Origin of the sequence: Streptomyces davaonensis JCM 4913 (genome assembly GCF_000349325.1) — a bacterium.
GTDB lineage: Bacteria > Actinomycetota > Actinomycetes > Streptomycetales > Streptomycetaceae > Streptomyces > Streptomyces davaonensis.
The window spans coordinates 2677274-2693890 of the sequence record NC_020504.1; the positions used below are offsets into that span (position 1 = coordinate 2677274).

General features: G+C 69.8%; 13 protein-coding genes. 5 read left to right on the forward strand and 8 right to left on the reverse strand.

Translation table 11 applies throughout. The features are described from left to right. Nucleotides 1-201 precede the first annotated feature (201 nt). The 4 genes from BN159_RS11635 (at nt 202) to BN159_RS11650 (ending at nt 5909) form a co-directional block, all read left to right on the forward strand. Entirely contained in the window at nt 202-861 is a 660-nt protein-coding gene (locus BN159_RS11635; RefSeq protein ID WP_015657165.1) for a helix-turn-helix transcriptional regulator, read from the forward strand. 174 nt (nt 862-1035) lie between these two features. Further along, entirely contained in the window at nt 1036-2340 is a 1305-nt protein-coding gene (locus BN159_RS11640) for a ribonuclease D (protein WP_193384278.1), read from the forward strand. Between the two features lie 225 nt (nt 2341-2565). Continuing rightward, nucleotides 2566-3783 (forward strand): thiolase family protein, encoded by a 1218-nt coding sequence (locus BN159_RS11645; RefSeq protein ID WP_015657167.1) that lies wholly within the window; start codon nt 2566-2568, stop codon nt 3781-3783. Further along, nucleotides 3780-5909 carry a 3-hydroxyacyl-CoA dehydrogenase NAD-binding domain-containing protein gene (locus BN159_RS11650; RefSeq protein ID WP_015657168.1) on the forward strand — a complete coding sequence of 710 codons (2130 nt, stop codon included), beginning with the start codon at nt 3780-3782 and terminating at the stop codon, nt 5907-5909. Before BN159_RS11645 ends, BN159_RS11650 begins: the two co-directional genes overlap by 4 nt. Before the next feature lie 60 nt (nt 5910-5969). Here BN159_RS11650 and BN159_RS11655 read toward each other — a convergent pair whose 3' ends face one another. Both BN159_RS11655 and BN159_RS11660 read right to left on the reverse strand, forming a co-directional pair. Further along, nucleotides 5970-6362: a hypothetical protein gene (locus BN159_RS11655; RefSeq protein ID WP_041819122.1), complete on the reverse strand. Its 393-nt coding sequence runs from the start codon at nt 6360-6362 to the stop codon at nt 5970-5972. Between the two features lie 53 nt (nt 6363-6415). After that, complete coding sequence (locus BN159_RS11660) at nt 6416-7429, reverse strand: hypothetical protein (protein WP_015657170.1); 1014 nt, start codon at nt 7427-7429, stop codon at nt 6416-6418. Between the two features lie 51 nt (nt 7430-7480). On the opposite strand from BN159_RS11660, the gene BN159_RS11665 reads away from it, so the two are divergent. Next, nucleotides 7481-7849, forward strand: a complete 369-nt coding sequence (locus BN159_RS11665) for a PIN domain-containing protein (protein ID WP_015657171.1) — start codon at nt 7481-7483, stop codon at nt 7847-7849. Here BN159_RS11665 and BN159_RS11670 read toward each other — a convergent pair whose 3' ends face one another. From BN159_RS11670 to BN159_RS11695, 6 genes are all read right to left on the reverse strand, one after another. Beyond that, nucleotides 7850-9280 carry a glycosyltransferase family 39 protein gene (locus BN159_RS11670; protein WP_015657172.1) on the reverse strand — a complete coding sequence of 477 codons (1431 nt, stop codon included), beginning with the start codon at nt 9278-9280 and terminating at the stop codon, nt 7850-7852. Between the two features lie 73 nt (nt 9281-9353). After that, nucleotides 9354-10877: an amino acid permease gene (locus BN159_RS11675; RefSeq protein WP_015657173.1), complete on the reverse strand. Its 1524-nt coding sequence runs from the start codon at nt 10875-10877 to the stop codon at nt 9354-9356. Nucleotides 10878-11015: 138 nt separating this feature from the next. Next, entirely contained in the window at nt 11016-12935 is a 1920-nt protein-coding gene (dxs, locus tag BN159_RS11680) for a 1-deoxy-D-xylulose-5-phosphate synthase (protein ID WP_015657174.1), read from the reverse strand. Between the two features lie 192 nt (nt 12936-13127). Continuing rightward, nucleotides 13128-14429, reverse strand: coding sequence for a sugar ABC transporter permease (locus BN159_RS11685; RefSeq protein WP_015657175.1), 1302 nt, complete (start codon nt 14427-14429; stop codon nt 13128-13130). Beyond that, nucleotides 14426-15217 carry an ATP-binding cassette domain-containing protein gene (locus tag BN159_RS11690; RefSeq protein WP_015657176.1) on the reverse strand — a complete coding sequence of 264 codons (792 nt, stop codon included), beginning with the start codon at nt 15215-15217 and terminating at the stop codon, nt 14426-14428. The genes BN159_RS11685 and BN159_RS11690 overlap by 4 nt, the downstream gene beginning before the upstream one ends. Before the next feature lie 185 nt (nt 15218-15402). After that, nucleotides 15403-16503, reverse strand: a complete 1101-nt coding sequence (locus BN159_RS11695; protein ID WP_041819124.1) for a substrate-binding domain-containing protein — start codon at nt 16501-16503, stop codon at nt 15403-15405. Nucleotides 16504-16617: the final 114 nt, after the last annotated feature.

The window sequence follows — 16617 nt, forward strand, 5'->3', positions numbered from 1 at the left end:
TGGGCATCACTTTGTCGATACGACCACTTTCAGTCATGAGTGACCACTCGAACGAACCGATTCGTTCACCGAACGATCGACCGTACGTCCGAATTGCACCAATTGTTACTCACTAGATCGTGATCATTCTCTAAAGGACTCCGGGCTCGGTGCCGAAGACGACTGTGACCTTCAAAGCCGTCCCGCACCCCAGGAGGCCTGGTGTCCGTTCTCCTTGAGCAGCCCGCAAGCCTGGTCGCCTACCGCCCCAACAAGCCCACCGCCATGGTGGTCGTGGCCGATCCCCGAGTCCGCTCCACCGTCACCCGCCACCTGTGGGCGCTCGGTGTCCGCGATGTCATCGAGGCGTCGTCCATCGCGGAGGCCCGTCCCCGCGTCGGCAACCCCCGCGACATCTGCGTCGCCGACGTCCACCTGCCCGACGGTTCCGGCCTGACCCTGCTGTCGGAGACCCGCGCCGCGGGCTGGCCCAACGGCCTCGCCCTCTCCGCGGCCGACGACATCGGCGCCGTCCGCAACGCCCTCGCCGGGGGCGTCAAGGGCTACGTCGTCACCGGCACCCGCACCAACGTCGGGCTCCCCACCCGGCCCGGTGCCGCCCCCATCGGTGCCGCCGCCCGTATGCACCGCCGCCCCCCGGGTGCCCCGAGCCACCCGGGCGGCTACCGCGAACTGTCCGGCCGTGAGGTCGAGGTGCTGCGACTGGTGGCGGAGGGCCAGTCGAACAAGGCCATCGGCGTCTCGATGGGCCTGTCCGCGCTGACCGTCAAGAGCCACCTCGCCCGGATCGCCCGCAAGCTCGGCACGGGCGACCGGGCCGGCATGGTCGCCGTCGCCCTGCGCACCGGCATCATCCACTGACCCCCACTCCCACCATTCACGGACGTGAACGGATCGGCCGCTGGTCCGCTCCGTCCGTGTCCCGCCCGTCGTGAACCGGACTATTCACCGACCTGACTGGTTTGCGACCCCCAGGCGCCCGTCGACGGAACGTTCCGTCGACGGGCGCTGTCCATACACAGATACCCTTGACAGGTGACCGACGCCCAAGAGACCGCAGCAGACAGCTCACTGCGAACCACCGGAGGCGCCCCTCCGGACGACGGCGGATCGTCTGTTACGGGGGCGCCGAGCGGGGTTCCGGCCCCTGAACCCACGCCTTTGCTGGAACCGCGCGAAGGCATTCCGCCGGTGATCGCCGACGAGGAGTCCCTCGCCCGGGTGATCGCCGCGTTCGACGCCGGCTCCGGCCCGGTCGCCGTGGACGCCGAGCGCGCCTCCGGCTACCGCTACGGACAGCGCGCCTATCTGGTGCAGCTGCGCCGCCAGGGCGCGGGCACCGCACTGATCGACCCCGTGGCCTGTCCGGACCTCTCCGGTCTCGGCGAGGTGCTGGCCGATGCCGAGTGGGTGCTGCACGCGGCCACCCAGGACCTGCCGTGCCTGCGGGAAATAGGCATGATCCCCAGCCGGATCTTCGACACCGAGCTGGCCGGCCGGCTGGCCGGGTTCCCGCGGGTCGGGCTCGGCCCGATGGTCGAGAACGTCCTCGGTTTCGTACTGGAGAAGGGCCACTCCGCGGTCGACTGGTCCACCCGCCCGCTGCCCGAGCCGTGGCTGCGCTACGCCGCGCTGGACGTGGAGCTCCTGGTCGACCTGCGGGACGCGCTGGAGAAGGAGCTGGACCGGCAGGGCAAGCTGGAGTGGGCCCGGCAGGAGTTCGACGCCATCGCCTCGGCCCCGCCGCCCGAGCCCCGCAAGGAGCCCTGGCGACGGACCTCCGGGATGCACAAGGTGCGGCGGCGCCGGCAGCTCGGTGTGGTGCGCGAGCTGTGGGAGACGCGGGACCGGATCGCCCAGCGGCGGGACGTCTCGCCGGGCAAGGTGCTCTCCGACGCGGCGATCGTGGAGGCCGCGCTCGGCCTTCCGGCCAACGTGCACGCGCTCTCCGCGCTGAGCGGCTTCGGGCACCGGATGGGACGGCGGCAGCTGGAGCAGTGGCAGGCCGCGGTGGACCGCGCCAAGGCGCTCACCGAGTCGCAGTTGCCGCAGCCCGGCCAGTCGGTCACGGGCCCGCCGCCCCCGCGGGCCTGGGCGGACAAGGACCCGGTCGCCGCGGCCCGGCTCTCGGCGGCCCGCGCCGGAGTGTCCGCGCTGGCGGAGCGGCTGAACATGCCCCAGGAGAACCTGATCACCCCGGACACCGTGCGCCGGGTCTGCTGGGAGCCCCCGAAGCCGGTGGACCCGGACTCGGTGAGCGCCGCCCTCGCCTCCCACGGCGCCCGCCCCTGGCAGATCGACCAGGTGACCCCGGTCCTGGTGGCGGCACTGTCGGCGTAGCCGTGCGGCCGCGGAAGCGGAACAGGGACGTCGAGATCACGCCAAGGTCTTCCGACGGCATGCTGCGATCTCCGCGAGGATCGACGGCTCCCCCGGGGATGTGACCTTCGCCGCTCCCGCCTCCGGGACTGTGCAGCTACGTTACTCATAAGTAGCATGGTCGTAAGCGCGCGCTCAGTGCATGCGCCGCAGCAGTGCAGTCCCGCACCCTGGAGGAGAGCCATCGTGCCTCGTACCGTCAGGGACGTCGTCTTCGTCGACGGCGTCCGCACCCCGTTCGGCAAGGCGGGCCCGAAGGGCATCTACCACGAGACCCGCGCCGACGACCTCGTCGTGAAGGCGATCCGGGAGCTGCTGCGCCGCAACCCCGGCCTGGAGCCCGGCAAGATCGACGAGGTCGCCATCGCCGCGACCACGCAGATCGGTGACCAGGGTCTGACCATCGGCCGCACGGCGGGCATCCTCGCCGGGCTGCCGCAGTCCGTGCCCGGCTACTCCATCGACCGCATGTGCGCCGGCGCCCTGACGGCCGTCACCGCCGTCGCGGGCGGCGTGGCCTTCGGCGCGTACGACATCGCCATCGCCGGTGGTGTCGAGCACATGGGCCGCCACCCCATGGGTGAGGGCGTGGACCCCAACCCGCGCTTCGTCAGCGAGAAGCTGGTCGACGAGTCGGCGCTGTTCATGGGCATGACCGCCGAGAACCTGCACGACCGCTACCCGACGATCACCAAGCAGCGCGCCGACGAGTACGCCGTGCGCTCGCAGGAGAAGGCCGCCAAGGCGTACGCCAACGGCAAGATCCAGCAGGACCTGGTGCCGATCTCGGTGCGCCGCACCAACCCGGAGGCCGGTGAGACGGGCTGGGGCCTGGTCACCGCCGACGAGCCGATGCGTCCGGGCACGACGATCGAGAACCTGACCGGTCTGAAGACGCCGTTCCGCGTCCACGGCCGGGTCACCGCGGGTAACGCGGCCGGTCTGAACGACGGCGCCACCGCCTCCCTCATCGCCTCCGAGGACTTCGCCCGGGAGAACAACCTCCCGGTGAAGATGCGCCTCGTCTCCTACTCCTTCGCGGGTGTGGAGCCGGAGGTCATGGGCTACGGCCCGATCCCGGCGACGGAGAAGGCCCTCGCCCAGGCGGGGCTCACCATCGACGACATCGGCCTGTTCGAGATCAACGAGGCCTTCGCCGTCCAGGTGCTCGCGTTCCTGGAGCACTACGGCATCGCCGACGACGACGCGCGCGTCAACCAGTACGGCGGCGCCATCGCCTTCGGCCACCCGCTGGCCTCGTCGGGCGTGCGTCTGATGACGCAGCTGGCCCGCCAGTTCGAGGAGCAGCCGAACGTCCGCTACGGCCTGACCACCATGTGCGTCGGCTTCGGCATGGGCGCGACGGTCATCTGGGAGAACCCGCACTTCGAGGGGGACAAGTGAGCACCACCGCTGAGCTTTTGAAGGGTGCGGCCGAGCTGTTCCCCGACGAGGTCGTGACGTCCGCGCACGTACGCCACCTCGACCTGCCGTTCGGCGCCGGGCGCTTCGCGCTCGTCACGCTGGACAACGGCTTCGACCACACCAAGCCGACCACCTTCGGACCGCAGTCCCTGGCGAACCTCAACCTCGCCATCGACCAGGTCGAGAAGGAGGCCGCGGACGGCTCGATCGTCGGCGTCGGCATCACCGGCAAGCCGTTCATCTTCGCCGTCGGCGCCGACCTCAAGGGCGTCGAGCTGCTGAAGGAGCACGAGCACGCGCTCGCCATCGGCAAGGGCGGCCACGAGGTCTTCAAGCGCCTCGCCGCGCTCGCGGTGCCGACCTTCGCGTACTACAACGGCGCGGCCATGGGCGGCGGTGTCGAGGTCGGTCTGCACTGCACCTACCGCACCGTGTCGAAGGCGCTGCCCGCCTTCTCGCTGCCCGAGGTCTTCCTGGGCCTGGTCCCGGGCTGGGGCGGCTGCACGATCCTGCCGAACCTGATCGGTGCCGAGAAGGCCGTCTCGGTGATCATCGAGAACAGCCTCAACCAGAACAAGCAGCTCAAGGGCCAGCAGGTCTTCGACCTCGGCATCGCCGACGCCCTCTTCGAGGGTGCGGACTTCCTGGAGCAGTCGCTGATCTGGACGGCGAACGTCCTCAAGGGCGACGTCGAGGTCGAGCGTCCGGTGATCGACCGCGGTGAGGCCTGGGACCAGGCCGTCGCCAAGGGCCGCTTCATCGCGGACTCCAAGGTGCACGGCGCCGCCCCGGCCGCCTACCGCGCGCTGGACATCATCGCCAACGCCAAGAACGGCGACCTCCAGCAGGGCTACGACGCCGAGGACGTGGCGCTCGCCGACCTGATCATGGGTGGCGAACTGCGCTCCGGCATCTACGCCTTCAACCTGGTGCAGAAGCGCGGCAAGCGCCCCGCCGGTGCCCCGGACAAGAACCTGGCCCGCCCGGTCACCAAGGTCGGTGTCGTCGGCGCCGGTCTGATGGCCTCCCAGCTCGCGCTGCTCTTCCTGCGCCGCCTGGAGGTGCCGGTCGTGCTGACCGACATCGACCAGGAGCGCGTCGACAAGGGTGTGGGCTACGTCCACGCCGAGATCGAGAAGCTGCTCGGCAAGGGCCGTATCAACCAGGACAAGGCCAACCGCCTCAAGGCCCTGGTGACCGGTGTGCTGGACAAGGCCGAGGGCTTCGCCGACGCCGACTTCATCATCGAGGCCGTCTTCGAGGAGATCGGCGTCAAGCAGCAGGTGTTCGCCGAGGTCGAGGCGGTCGCCCCGGCGCACGCGATCCTCGCCACCAACACCTCCTCGCTGTCCGTCAGCGAGATGGCGTCGAAGCTGAAGAACCCCGAGCGGGTCGTGGGCTTCCACTTCTTCAACCCGGTCGCCGTGCTGCCGCTGCTGGAGATCGTGCGCGGCGAGCAGACCGACGACGCCTCGCTGGCCACGGCCTTCGCCGTCGCCAAGAAGCTGAAGAAGACCGCGGTCCTCACCAAGGACGCCCCGGCGTTCGTCGTGAACCGCATCCTGACCCGCTTCATGGGCGAGATCCAGAACGTCATCGACGAGGGCACGTCGGTCGAGGTCGCCGAGAAGGCGGTCGAGCCGCTGGGTCTGCCGATGTCGCCGCTGGTGCTCCTGGAGCTGGTCGGTCCCGCGATCGGCCTGCATGTCTCGGAGACCCTCAACCGGGCCTTCCCGGACCGCTTCACGGTCTCCCCGAACCTCGCCGCCGTCGTCAAGGCGGGCAAGCGCGGCTTCTACGTCTACGACTCCGGCAAGCCGGAGCTGGACCCCGAGGTCGCCGCACTCCTCAAGCAGGGCGATGTCGTCCTGACCGAGGAGCAGGTCCGCGACCGCGTCCTGGACGCGGTGGCCCAGGAGATCGGCCTGATGCTCGACGAGGGCGTCGTCGCCGAGGCCCAGGACATCGACCTCTGCCTGATCACGGGCGCCGGCTGGCCCTTCCACCTGGGCGGCATCACGCCGTACCTGGACCGTGAGGGTGTCTCGGAGCGAGTGAACGGCAAGAAGTTCCTGGCGCCGGGCGTGGCGAGCGTCCCCGCGTAAGCGCCCTGCACTGAACGCCGGTGCCCCGCACGCCTGCTGGTGTGCGGGGCACCGGCGTGCTCAGTCCGTGGCCGGGCGCCGGTCCTCGACATGGACGACATTCAGGTCCGTGCCGTCCTGGTGGCGTTTGCCGCGTCCGTGAATGCCGACGGCCAGGTGCGAAGGGTCGACGGGCTCGTCGAGGGCGACATGGGTGACGACGTCCGGGTGATGGCCGGTGACCAGCCAGCCCAGATCGTCCTTGAGCGTGAGCACATTGAAGTCACCGGCCGGGGAGCCCACGTGCACCGGGCCGAACTCGCCGAGAATCCCCGAGGCCTGTCCCGCGAGGTCTCCCGCGGGCTCCTTCAGCACCACGCACGTCCCGTGCTCGAAGAGCACCCATGAGGTCCCTGAGGGCGCCAGGATCCGCCGCCAGACCTCGACCAGGCCTTCTGTGTCCATGACGGTCATCCTGGCGCAACGGTGTCCGAACAGTCCCGCGAATTATGTGCGCCGGGACGCGCTCAGACCTCCCGCCAGGCCGCCAGCGCGAGCCCCGGCTCGTCCTTCTGGCGGGCCACGCGCAGTACGCCGTCCGGGGTCAGGCTCGCCGCCGCCACCCGGCCCTCGGCGTCCTCAACCACGGCGACCCGGGTGCCCGCGGGCAGGGCGGGGCCGGACTCCGTCCACCACAGGCCCGCCGACTCCTGTTCCGTCGGGTACGCGGCGAACGCCACGCGGCCCGAGGACGAGCGCTGGGCGAGCAGCGTGCAGTCGTGGCCGTTCAGGTCGCAGCGGACGGTGGAGACCGGTCCTGGGCCCGCGGCGGCGATCAGCGGGACCGGGTCGCCGTCCGGCCGCCAGGCGTGCAGCATGCCCTCGGGGTCGCTGAAGAAGAGGGTGGTGTGCTCCTTCGAGGTCGGCAGCGCGTTGAGCGTGCCGGGCTCGATTCGTACGTCCAGCGGGTCGGCGGCGAGCGGGCGGGCGCCGGGTTCCTCCTGGAGCCAGCGCAGAACGCCGGTGGGGCTGGTGGCGTACACCTCGACCAGGCCCGACTCGGCGGTGACGGCGACGAGTTCCTCGCCCACCTTGGAGCCCTTCAGGTCGTGCCACGTGTTCCAGCCGCCGCGCTCCTTCTGGTTGATGGTGTGCACGCCCTTGCCGCGATTGCGTACGAAGAGGTAGGCCCGGCCCTCCGCGTCGACGGCGACGGCGGGGGTGCCGGTGCGCTCGCCGGTCTTGTTGGGGTGGCCGATGGGCTGCCAGTCCAGGGCGGCGAGCAGCGGGCGGAAGTGGGTGGAGTGCACGAGCCCCGACTCGCCCGAACGGGTGGGGCGCCAGGCGATGAGGTGGCCGTAGCGGTCGGGGCCCTGGCCCAGCGCGAAGCCCGGCTGCACCTTCTGGTCGCCGCCCACACGGCGGGGAGCGTCCCAACTGCCGCCGGGGATGCGCTCCGCGCGGCACAGGACGGCTTCCTGGGTGTGCCAGTAGACGCTGAGGCGGCCGTCTCGGCCGCGTATGAGCCAAACGCCGTTCACCGGATCACTCTAAACGGGGGCGTCCCGGGCAGCGCGTGCGACCCTGGGGCCATGGAGGCTGCTCTGCTCGTGATCGTCGACGCCGCGAACGTGGTCGGCTCGGTGCCGGACGGGTGGTGGCGGGACCGACGGGGCGCGGCGGAGCGGCTGCGCGACCGGCTGGCGGCTGACGGGGTGCCGGGGCGGCCGGGCGAGGTGGAGATCGTGCTCGTGGTGGAGGGCGCGGCGCGCGGCGTCGAGTCCGTCGAGGGCGTACGGGTCGAATCCGCGCCGGGCAGCGGCGACGACCACATGGTGGAACTGGTCGCGGCACGCCCGCCCGACCGCCCCTGCCTGGTCGTCACGGCCGACCGCGAACTGCGTCGCCGGGTGACGGAACTGGGCGCGGAGGTGACGGGCCCTCGGACGGTACGGCCGTGACTAGCGGGCCTTCACATGCAGTACGGCGCCGTCCACCACCGCCACCTCCTCGTACCCTTCCAGCAGGCGCCGTAGGGGCCGGATGCGTTCCGGGGCGTAGGGCTTGCCGCGGGAGTCGTCGATGATCAGGCGGGGCGGGGCGGTGGCGAACTCCCGGTTCAGGGTCGTCCAGGCGCCCTTCATCGCGTACCGCTCCCCCACGCGCGGACCGTCCCGGCCGCCGCTGTAGTTCGTCAGGAGACCCGCCGTCAGATAGCGGGTCGCCGGGGTGCGGTCGGACAGCCAGTACGTCTCCGGATGTATGCCCCACACGAGGATCCGGTCGTGCGGCGCCGTGTGGCGGCCGATCGCCGCCGCCAGGCGCTCGGCATGGCTCAGTTCGGGGCGCGGGGCCAGCATTCCCCAGGTGAGGAAGAGGGCCGCGCAGCAGGCCGTGGTGATGAGGGCGCGCATCGCCCGGGGCCGGGGCAGTCGCCGTAGCGCCGCTGTCGCCAACAGGGCCAGGGGCGGGGTGAGTTGCAGGTAATAGTGGCCGAAGAAGTGGAAGCCCAGGGCCACCGCGCCCGCTGAGGCGGCCAGCCACAGCCACAGGTCACCGGGCGCCGGACGCCTCGCCCGTACCAGCAGCGGCAGTACGCCCGCGCAGGCCACCGTCAGGATCGCGGTGTTCGTCAACGCCCGGCCCAGCACGTGCAGTTCGGAGCCGGTGAAGGAGGCGTACGCGCCCGATCCGGTGACCGTCCAGAACAGGAAGCCGGACGGATCGGTGAGTACGGCCGCCGCCAGCACCGGCAGCACCGCCCCGGCCCCGATCCGCAGCAGCCTCGCCCACGAGGCGCCGCACAGCCACAGCACCGGCAGCAGCACCGCGCCGCCCGTCTGCTTGGCGAGGAACGCGCAGCCCACGGCCAGGCCCGCCGCGGCCCAGCGGCGGCGGTCCGCGCACCACATCGCGGCCGCCGTGCACGGCAGCATGAACACCTCGAAGCCGGCCGCCTGCGCGTCCTCGGGGTTCAGTCCGACGGAGATCAGCAGATACAGCACTCCGGCCGTGCGGCCCGCCGTGTCACCCCAGCGACGGCGGGCCAGCGAGGCGAGCAGGGCCGCGGTCAGCAGGTGCGCGAGGATCGCCAGCAGCCGCACCGACACCAGCGAGTCGGAGCCGGTCAGCGCGAACGCCCCCTGGTAGAGCCACGGCACGAGCGGGGGCTTGCGGTCCACGACCGTCTCGTAGAGCTCTCCGCCGTGCGCGAGCAGGCGGGCCTGTACGGCGAGATAGCCCTCGTCGGGGTTCCAGAGGGGGTGGGCGAAGGACGGGACGCGGGTGAGACCGGCCAGGAGCAGCAGGGCGGGGAGCAGGCGTCTCCAGTAGCCGCAGCCGACGCGTGGGGTGGATACGGAGCGTTGCGGGGCGAGGAGCTCGGCGTCCATGAGAGTGCACGCTATCCGGCCCCGCAGCCCCGCCGAAACGGGACATACGGGGCCGTATCAATCAGCAAGTCCGTTACTCGGCGTCACCGCGCGGCGGCTTCATCACCTGGCCCACGGTCGTCTCCTCATGCCGTCCGAGGCGGCTGTGGGACTGGCCGTAGAGGAAGTACACGAAGAAGCCGACGACCATCCAGATGGCGAACCGGACCCAGGTCTCGGCGGGCAGGTTGATCATCAGCCACAGCGAGGCGCACACCGACAGGATCGGAATCACCGGCACCCAGGGAGTGCGGAAGGCGCGGTGCAGGTCGGGGCGGGTCTTGCGGAGGATGATCACGCCGATCGAGACGACCACGAAGGCGAACAGGGTGCCGATGTTCACCAGGGCGGCGAGTTCGGTCAGCGGGGTGAAGCCGGCCAGGATCGCGATGATCACGCCGAGCAGGATGGTCGGCCGGTGCGGGGTCTTGAACCGCGGGTGGACGTGCGAGAAGAAGCGCGGCAGCAGGCCGTCGCGACTCATCGCGAAGAAGACGCGGGTCTGGCCCAGGAGCAGGATCATGCAGACCGTCGTCAGGCCGACCGCCGCGCCGAAACTGATGAAGCCCGCGAACCAGGGATGCCCGGTGGCCTTGAAGGCGTCGGCCAGCGGGGCGTCCACGGACAGCTCGCTGTAGTGCTGCATGCCGGTGACGACGATCGACACGGCGACGTAGAGGGCCGTGCAGATCAGCAGGGAGCCGATGATGCCTCTCGGCATGTCCCGCTGCGGGTTCCTGGTCTCCTCGGCCGCCGTGGCCACCACGTCGAAGCCGATGAAGGCGAAGAAGACGACCGAGGCGGCGGTGAAGATGCCCATCACGCCGAAGTTGGAGGGCGCCCAGCCGAACATGAGCTGGATCAGCGGGGCCTGGAGACTCTCGCCGGCCTCCACGGTCTGCGTCTTCGGGATGAACGGGTCGTAGTTGTCGCTCTCGATGAAGAAGGCACCGGCGATGATCACGGTCAGCACGACCGTCACCTTGATGGCGACGACGAGCGAGGTGATCCGCGCGGAGAGCTTCATCCCGAGGACGAGGATGCCGGTGAGGACGAGGACGAGGGCGAAGGCGAGGATGTCGAAGCCGAACTCCCCCGCGCCCTCTCTGCTGCCCAGTTCCGCGGGCATCTCCCAGCCCGCGTTGTCCATGAGCGACTGGACATAGCCGGACCAGCCGACGGCCACCACCGCCGTACCGAGCGCGAACTCCAGGACCAGGTCCCAGCCGATGATCCAGGCGGGCAGTTCACCCAGGGAGGCGTACGAGAAGGTGTAGGCGGACCCGGCGACCGGGACCGTGGAGGCGAACTCGGCATAGCAGAGCGCGGCGAGCGCGCAGGCGACGCCGGCCGCCACGAAGGCCAGCGCGACGGCCGGCCCGGCGTTGTTCTTGGCGACGGTGCCGGTCAGCACGAAGATGCCGGTACCGATGATGACGCCGACGCCGAAGACCGTCAGATCGAGCGCGGACAAGGATTTCTTGAGCGCGTGCTCGGGCTCCTCGGTATCGAGGATGGACTGCTCGACCTTCTTCGTCCGGAAGATGGTGTTGGCCACGGGCGTACCTCCCACGCTTGTCGTCCTCGACATGATCGAGAGGGGGCGTGGTGCGTATGCCCTGACACAAGCGAAGTCACACGAACGGGCCGGTTCCACCACCGCAAAGGGGGGTGGGACCGGCCCGTTCGGCGGTACTCAGTCGCGCGCGGGCTCCGCTTCGGCCGGGGTGCGGTCGTACCGCCCGTCCAGCTTGGAGACCAGCCCGGTGACCTGGCGGGCGATGTCCGGGGCGGTCAGCCCGATCTCGGCCATGACCTCGGCGCGCGAGGCGTGGTCGAGGAAGCGCGGCGGGATGCCGAAGTCGCGCAGCGGGACATCGACGCCCGCGTCGCGCAGGGCCTGGGCGACGGCGGAGCCGACGCCGCCGACACGGGAGTTGTCCTCGACGGTGACGACCACCCGGTGGCGCTCGGCCAGCGGGGCCATGGCCTCGTCGACGGGCTTCACCCAGCGCGGGTCGACCACGGTGGTGGAGATGCCCTGCTTGTCGAGGAGGGAGGCGATCTCCAGGCACATCGGGGCCAGAGCGCCCACCGAGACGAGCAGCACGTCGGGCCGGTCGGTGCCCGGCTCGCGCAGCACGTCCATGCCGCCGACGCGGCCCACGGCGGGTACGGCGGGGCCGACGGCGCCCTTGGAGAAGCGGACCACGGTCGGCGCGTCCTTGACCTGGACGGCCTCGCGGAGCTGGGCGCGGACCTGGTCGGCGTCGCGCGGGGCGGCGAGCCTCAGGCCGGGGACGACCTGGAGGATCGACATGTCCCACATGCCGTTGTGGGAGGCGCCGTCGGTGCCGGTGATCCCGGCCCGGTCCAGCACGAAGGTCACCCCGCACTTGTGCAGGGCCACGTCCATCAGGACCTGGTCGAAGGCGCGGTTGAGGAAGGTGGCGTAGACGGCGAAGACCGGGTGCACGCCACCGGTCGCCAGGCCCGCCGCGGACACGGCGCCGTGCTGCTCGGCGATGCCGACGTCGTAGACCCGGTCCGGGAAGCGCTTGGCGAACTTGTCCAGGCCGACCGGCTGGAGCATGGCGGCGGTGATGGCGACGATGTCGTCGCGCTCCTCGCCGAGCTTGACCATCTCCTCGCCGAAGACGGAGGTCCAGTCGGCGCCGCTGGTGGCGATCGGCAGTCCGGTGTCGGGGTGGATCTTGCCGACGGCGTGGAAGCGGTCGGCCTCGTCCTGGAGGGCGGGCTGGTAGCCGCGGCCCTTCTCGGTGAGGCAGTGCACGATGACCGGGCCGCCGAACCGCTTGGCGCGGGCCAGGGCGGACTCCAGGGCCTCGATGTCGTGGCCGTCGATGGGGCCGACGTACTTCAGGCCCAGGTCCTCGAACATGCCCTGCGGGGCGATGAAGTCCTTCAGGCCCTTCTTGGCGCCGTGCAGGGTCTCGTAGAGGGGCCTGCCGACGACCGGGGTGCGGTCGAGGATGTCCTTGGTGCGGCTGAGGAAGCGCTCGTAGCCGTCGGTGGTGCGCAGGGTCGCCAGGTGGTTCGCCAGGCCGCCGATGGTGGGCGCGTACGACCGCTCGTTGTCGTTGACGACGATGACGAGGGGGCGGTCCTTGGCCTCGGCGATGTTGTTCAGCGCCTCCCAGGCCATACCGCCGGTGAGGGCGCCGTCACCGATCACGGCGACGACATGGTCGTCGCGTTTCTGGATCTGGTTGGCCTTGGCGAGGCCGTCGGCCCAGCCGAGCACCGTGGAGGCGTGGCTGTTCTCGATGACGTCGTGCTCGGACTCGGCCTGCGAGGGGTAGCCGGACAGGCCGCCCTTCATCTTCAGCTTCGAGAAGTCCTGGCGGCCGGTGAGCAGCTTGTGGACGTAGGACTGGTGTCCCGTGTCCCACAGCACCCGGTCCTTGGGTGACTCGAAGACCCGGTGCAGGGCGATGGTCAGCTCCACCACACCGAGGTTGGGGCCGAGGTGGCCGCCGGTCTTGGAGACCGCGTCGACGAGGAAGGTCCTGATCTCGCCGGCCAGCTGGTCCAGCTGCTCCAGGCTGAGCCGGTCCAGATCGCGCGGTCCCCTGATGCGGGTCAGCAGCGGCACCCGTGCCTCCTTGCAGTAGAGCTGTTGCCGGGCTTGTCGAGTCTAATGTTCCGCCTGCGCGGCCAGCGCGCGGGCGGTGCGTCGTACATCACGCGATCGGCTGTACCCACAATGTGCCGTTCCTACGACATGACTGTGCCCGGTGCCGCCATTGGCACCGGGCAACAGGTCTTGCGGGACTGCGGGACGCGGTTAGGCGCGACCCGCGGTCTTCTGCGTCTTGCGGGTGACCGCGTCGATGACGACGGTCGCCAGCAGCACGCCACCGGTGATCATGTACTGGACCGGGGAGGCGATGCCCTCCAGGGCCAGGCCGTACTGGATCGAGACGATCACGAGGACACCCAGCAGGGCGTTCCAGGTGCGGCCCCGGCCACCGAACAGCGAGGTGCCACCGATGACGGCCGCCGCGATGGCGTTCATCAGCAGGTCACCGGCGCCGGCGCCCTGGTTCGCGGAGGCGATCTTCGAGGCGATGAACAGACCGCCGATGGCGGCGAAGGTGCCGGAGATCGCGAAGACCGAGATCCGGACCATCTCCACGTTGATACCCGCACGGCGGGACGCCTCGACGCTGCCGCCGAGCGCGAACACCTTGCGGCCGTAGGCGGTGCGGCGCAGCACGAAGTCCGTCAGCAGCAGGACCCCGATGAAGAGCACCACGGCCAGCGGCAGGCCCTTGTAGGAGTTGTAGACCGCGGCCACCGCGAAGGAGACGATCGCCAGCAGCGCGGTGCGCAGGATGGTGTCGCTCAGCGGCCGGGACGGCACTCCCGCGGCCTCGCGGCGGCGGTTGCCGTAGAAGGAGCTGAGGAAGAACAGCGCGGTCGCGGCGATGGCGAGACCGTAGGCGGCGGCCACATCGGAGAAGTAGTAGCTGGTCAGCTTGGCGACGATGCCTTCGCTGTCCAGGTTGATGGTGCCGTTGTCGCCCAGGATCTTGAGCATGAAGCCGTTCCAGAACAGCAGACCGGCCAGGGTCACGGCGAAGGCGGGCACGCCGATCTTCGCGAAGAAGAAGCCGTGAATGGCGCCGGCGGCCGTGCCGGTGAGGATGGCCAGCACGAAGGCGAGCCACTCGTTCATGCCGTTGGTGACGTTCAGCACCGCGAAGCTGGCGCCGGCGACACCGGAGACCGAGCCGACCGACAGGTCGATCTCGCCCAGCAGCAGGACGAAGACGATACCGACGGCGATCATGCCCGTGCCGACCATGGCGACGGAGATGTCGGAGAGGTTGCCGGCGGTAAGGAAGTTGGAGTTCAGGCTCTGGAAGATGATCCAGATGACCGCCAGACCGATCACGACCGGGATGGAACCCAGGTCGCCGGCCTTCATCTTGCGCTTGAACTCGGAGACGTAGCCCGCGAGGCCCTCCTCGCGCACCAGCAGCCGGGGGTCCACAACGGTCGCGGCGCCCGCCGCGGCCTCGGGGTTCTCCACGACGTGGTCCTGGGCGTTTTCCGTGGTCGCGGAGGTCTTGTCGATGCTCACTTCTTGACCTCCCCATTGGAGCGCGCCGCACGGCGGGTCACGGCGTTGTCCGTGGCGCCGGTGATGGCGGAGATGATCTCTTCCTGCGAGGTCGACTTGACCTCGAACACGCCGTTGTTGCGCCCGAGGCGCAGGACGGCGACCTTGTCGGCGACGGCCTTCACATCGGCCATGTTGTGGCTGATGAGGATGACCGCGTGGCCGCGCTCGCGCAGCCGCTCCACGAGGTCGAGGACCTGGGCGGTCTGCTCGACACCGAGGGCGGCGGTGGGCTCGTCGAGGATGACGAGCTTGGGCTCGCCCAGCATGGAGCGGGCGATGGCGACCGTCTGGCGCTGACCGCCGGAGAGCGAGGCGATCGGGATGCGGACGCTCGGGATGCGGATGGACAGCGTGTCCAGCAGCTCGCGGGAGCGGCGCTCCATCTCCACCTCGTCCAGGATGCCGCGCTTGCGGACTTCCCGGCCCAGGTAGAGGTTGCCGACGACGTCGATGTTGTCGCACAGCGCGAGGTCCTGGTAGACGGTCGCGATGCCCAGGTTCTGGGCGTCGTGCGGCTTGTTGATCGTTACGGCCTTGCCGCCCCACTCGATGACGCCGTCATCGATGGGGTGCACGCCGGCGATCGTCTTGACCAGCGTGGACTTTCCGGCGCCGTTGTCGCCGACCAGGGCGACCACCTCACCGGCGTGGACCTCAAGCTCTACGTCGGTGAGCGCCTGAACGGCACCGAACCGCTTGGAGACCCCGCGCAACGCCAGCACGGGCGTAGCGGACACGTGAACCATCTCCTTCGCCGCCTGACCCGGCGGGAGGTTGTGCAGAAGACTGAGAGGGGGGAGTTCCGTCCGGCGCCCCGCGCCGAGCTTGCGGGGCTGTCTGTTGCGCGGGGCACCGGAGGAGCCTGGAGCTTCAAGTCCCGTACGGGAATTCAAGGACGAATTCCCGTATTTGGAAAGGGACTCGAGGCTGTTTACTCGAGGCCGATCTTCTCGCAGGCCGCCTTGTACTTGGCGGTGCAGATCTCGGCGACGGTGTAGACGCCGTCCTTGACGACGGTGTCGTTGATGTTGTCCTGGGTCAGCGACGTGACGCCGACCAGGACCGCCGGGATGCCCTTGTTGGTGGGGCTGTCGACCTTGTCCTTGGCGACGGAGTCCAGCGCCTTGCCCTGGGCGAGCGCGACGGCCATCTCGGCGGCGGCGTCGGCCTCGGGGGCGTACGGCTTGTAGACGCTCATGTACTGCTCACCGGTGACGATGCGCTGCACACCCGCCAGCTCGGCGTCCTGACCGGTCACCGGGACGTCGTCGAGACCGGCGGCCTTGAGGGCGGTGATGATACCGCCGGCCATGCCGTCATTGGCGGAGTAGACGCCGATGATCTTGTCCTTGCCGATCGCCGAGATCGCGCCCTCCATGTTGGCGTTGGCGTTCTCCGGCTTCCACTCCTTGGTGTCGTACTCCTTGCCGACGTTCACCTTGCCGTCGAGGACGGAGTGCGCGCCCGCCTTGAACTGGGCGGCGTTCGGGTCGGTGGAGGAGCCGTTCATCATGACGATCTGGCCGTCCTTGGCCTTGTCGCCAAGGGCCTCCAGGAGGGCCTCGCCCTGGGTCTTGCCGACCGTCTCGTTGTCGAACGAGGTGTAGGCGTCGATCGGGCCCTGCGCCAGGCGGTCGTAGGCGACGACCGGGATGTTCGCGTCCTTGGCCTTCTGCACGGAGGACTTGATGGCCGCGGCGTCCACCGCGTCCAGGATGATCACGTCCACCTTGTTGGTGATCATCGACTCGACCTGCTGGGCCTGCTGGCTCGCGTCCTGCTTGGCGTTGGCGTAGACGACCTCGCCCTTGCCGTTCGTCAGCTCGCCGATCTTCTTCTCGATGAGCGGGCGGTCGAACTTCTCGTAACGCGCGGTCTGGTTCTCCGGCAGGAGCAGACCGACCTTGATGTCGTCGCCCTTCTTGGCGCTCGACTTGGTGGAGTCACTGTCGCCGGCCTCATCGGCGCTGCCACAAGCGGCGAGCGAGATGGCCATCGCACCAGCGGCAACGGCTACGGCGGCACGACGCATACGCGTGTTCACTCTAGAAACCTCCCTGACGAGGCCGCGTCGTTGCGGCCGAGGTGGCTGGAAGTCAACTCGGCCACGCGTGCGACGTCAAGAAGTAAATCCTTAACGGGTTGG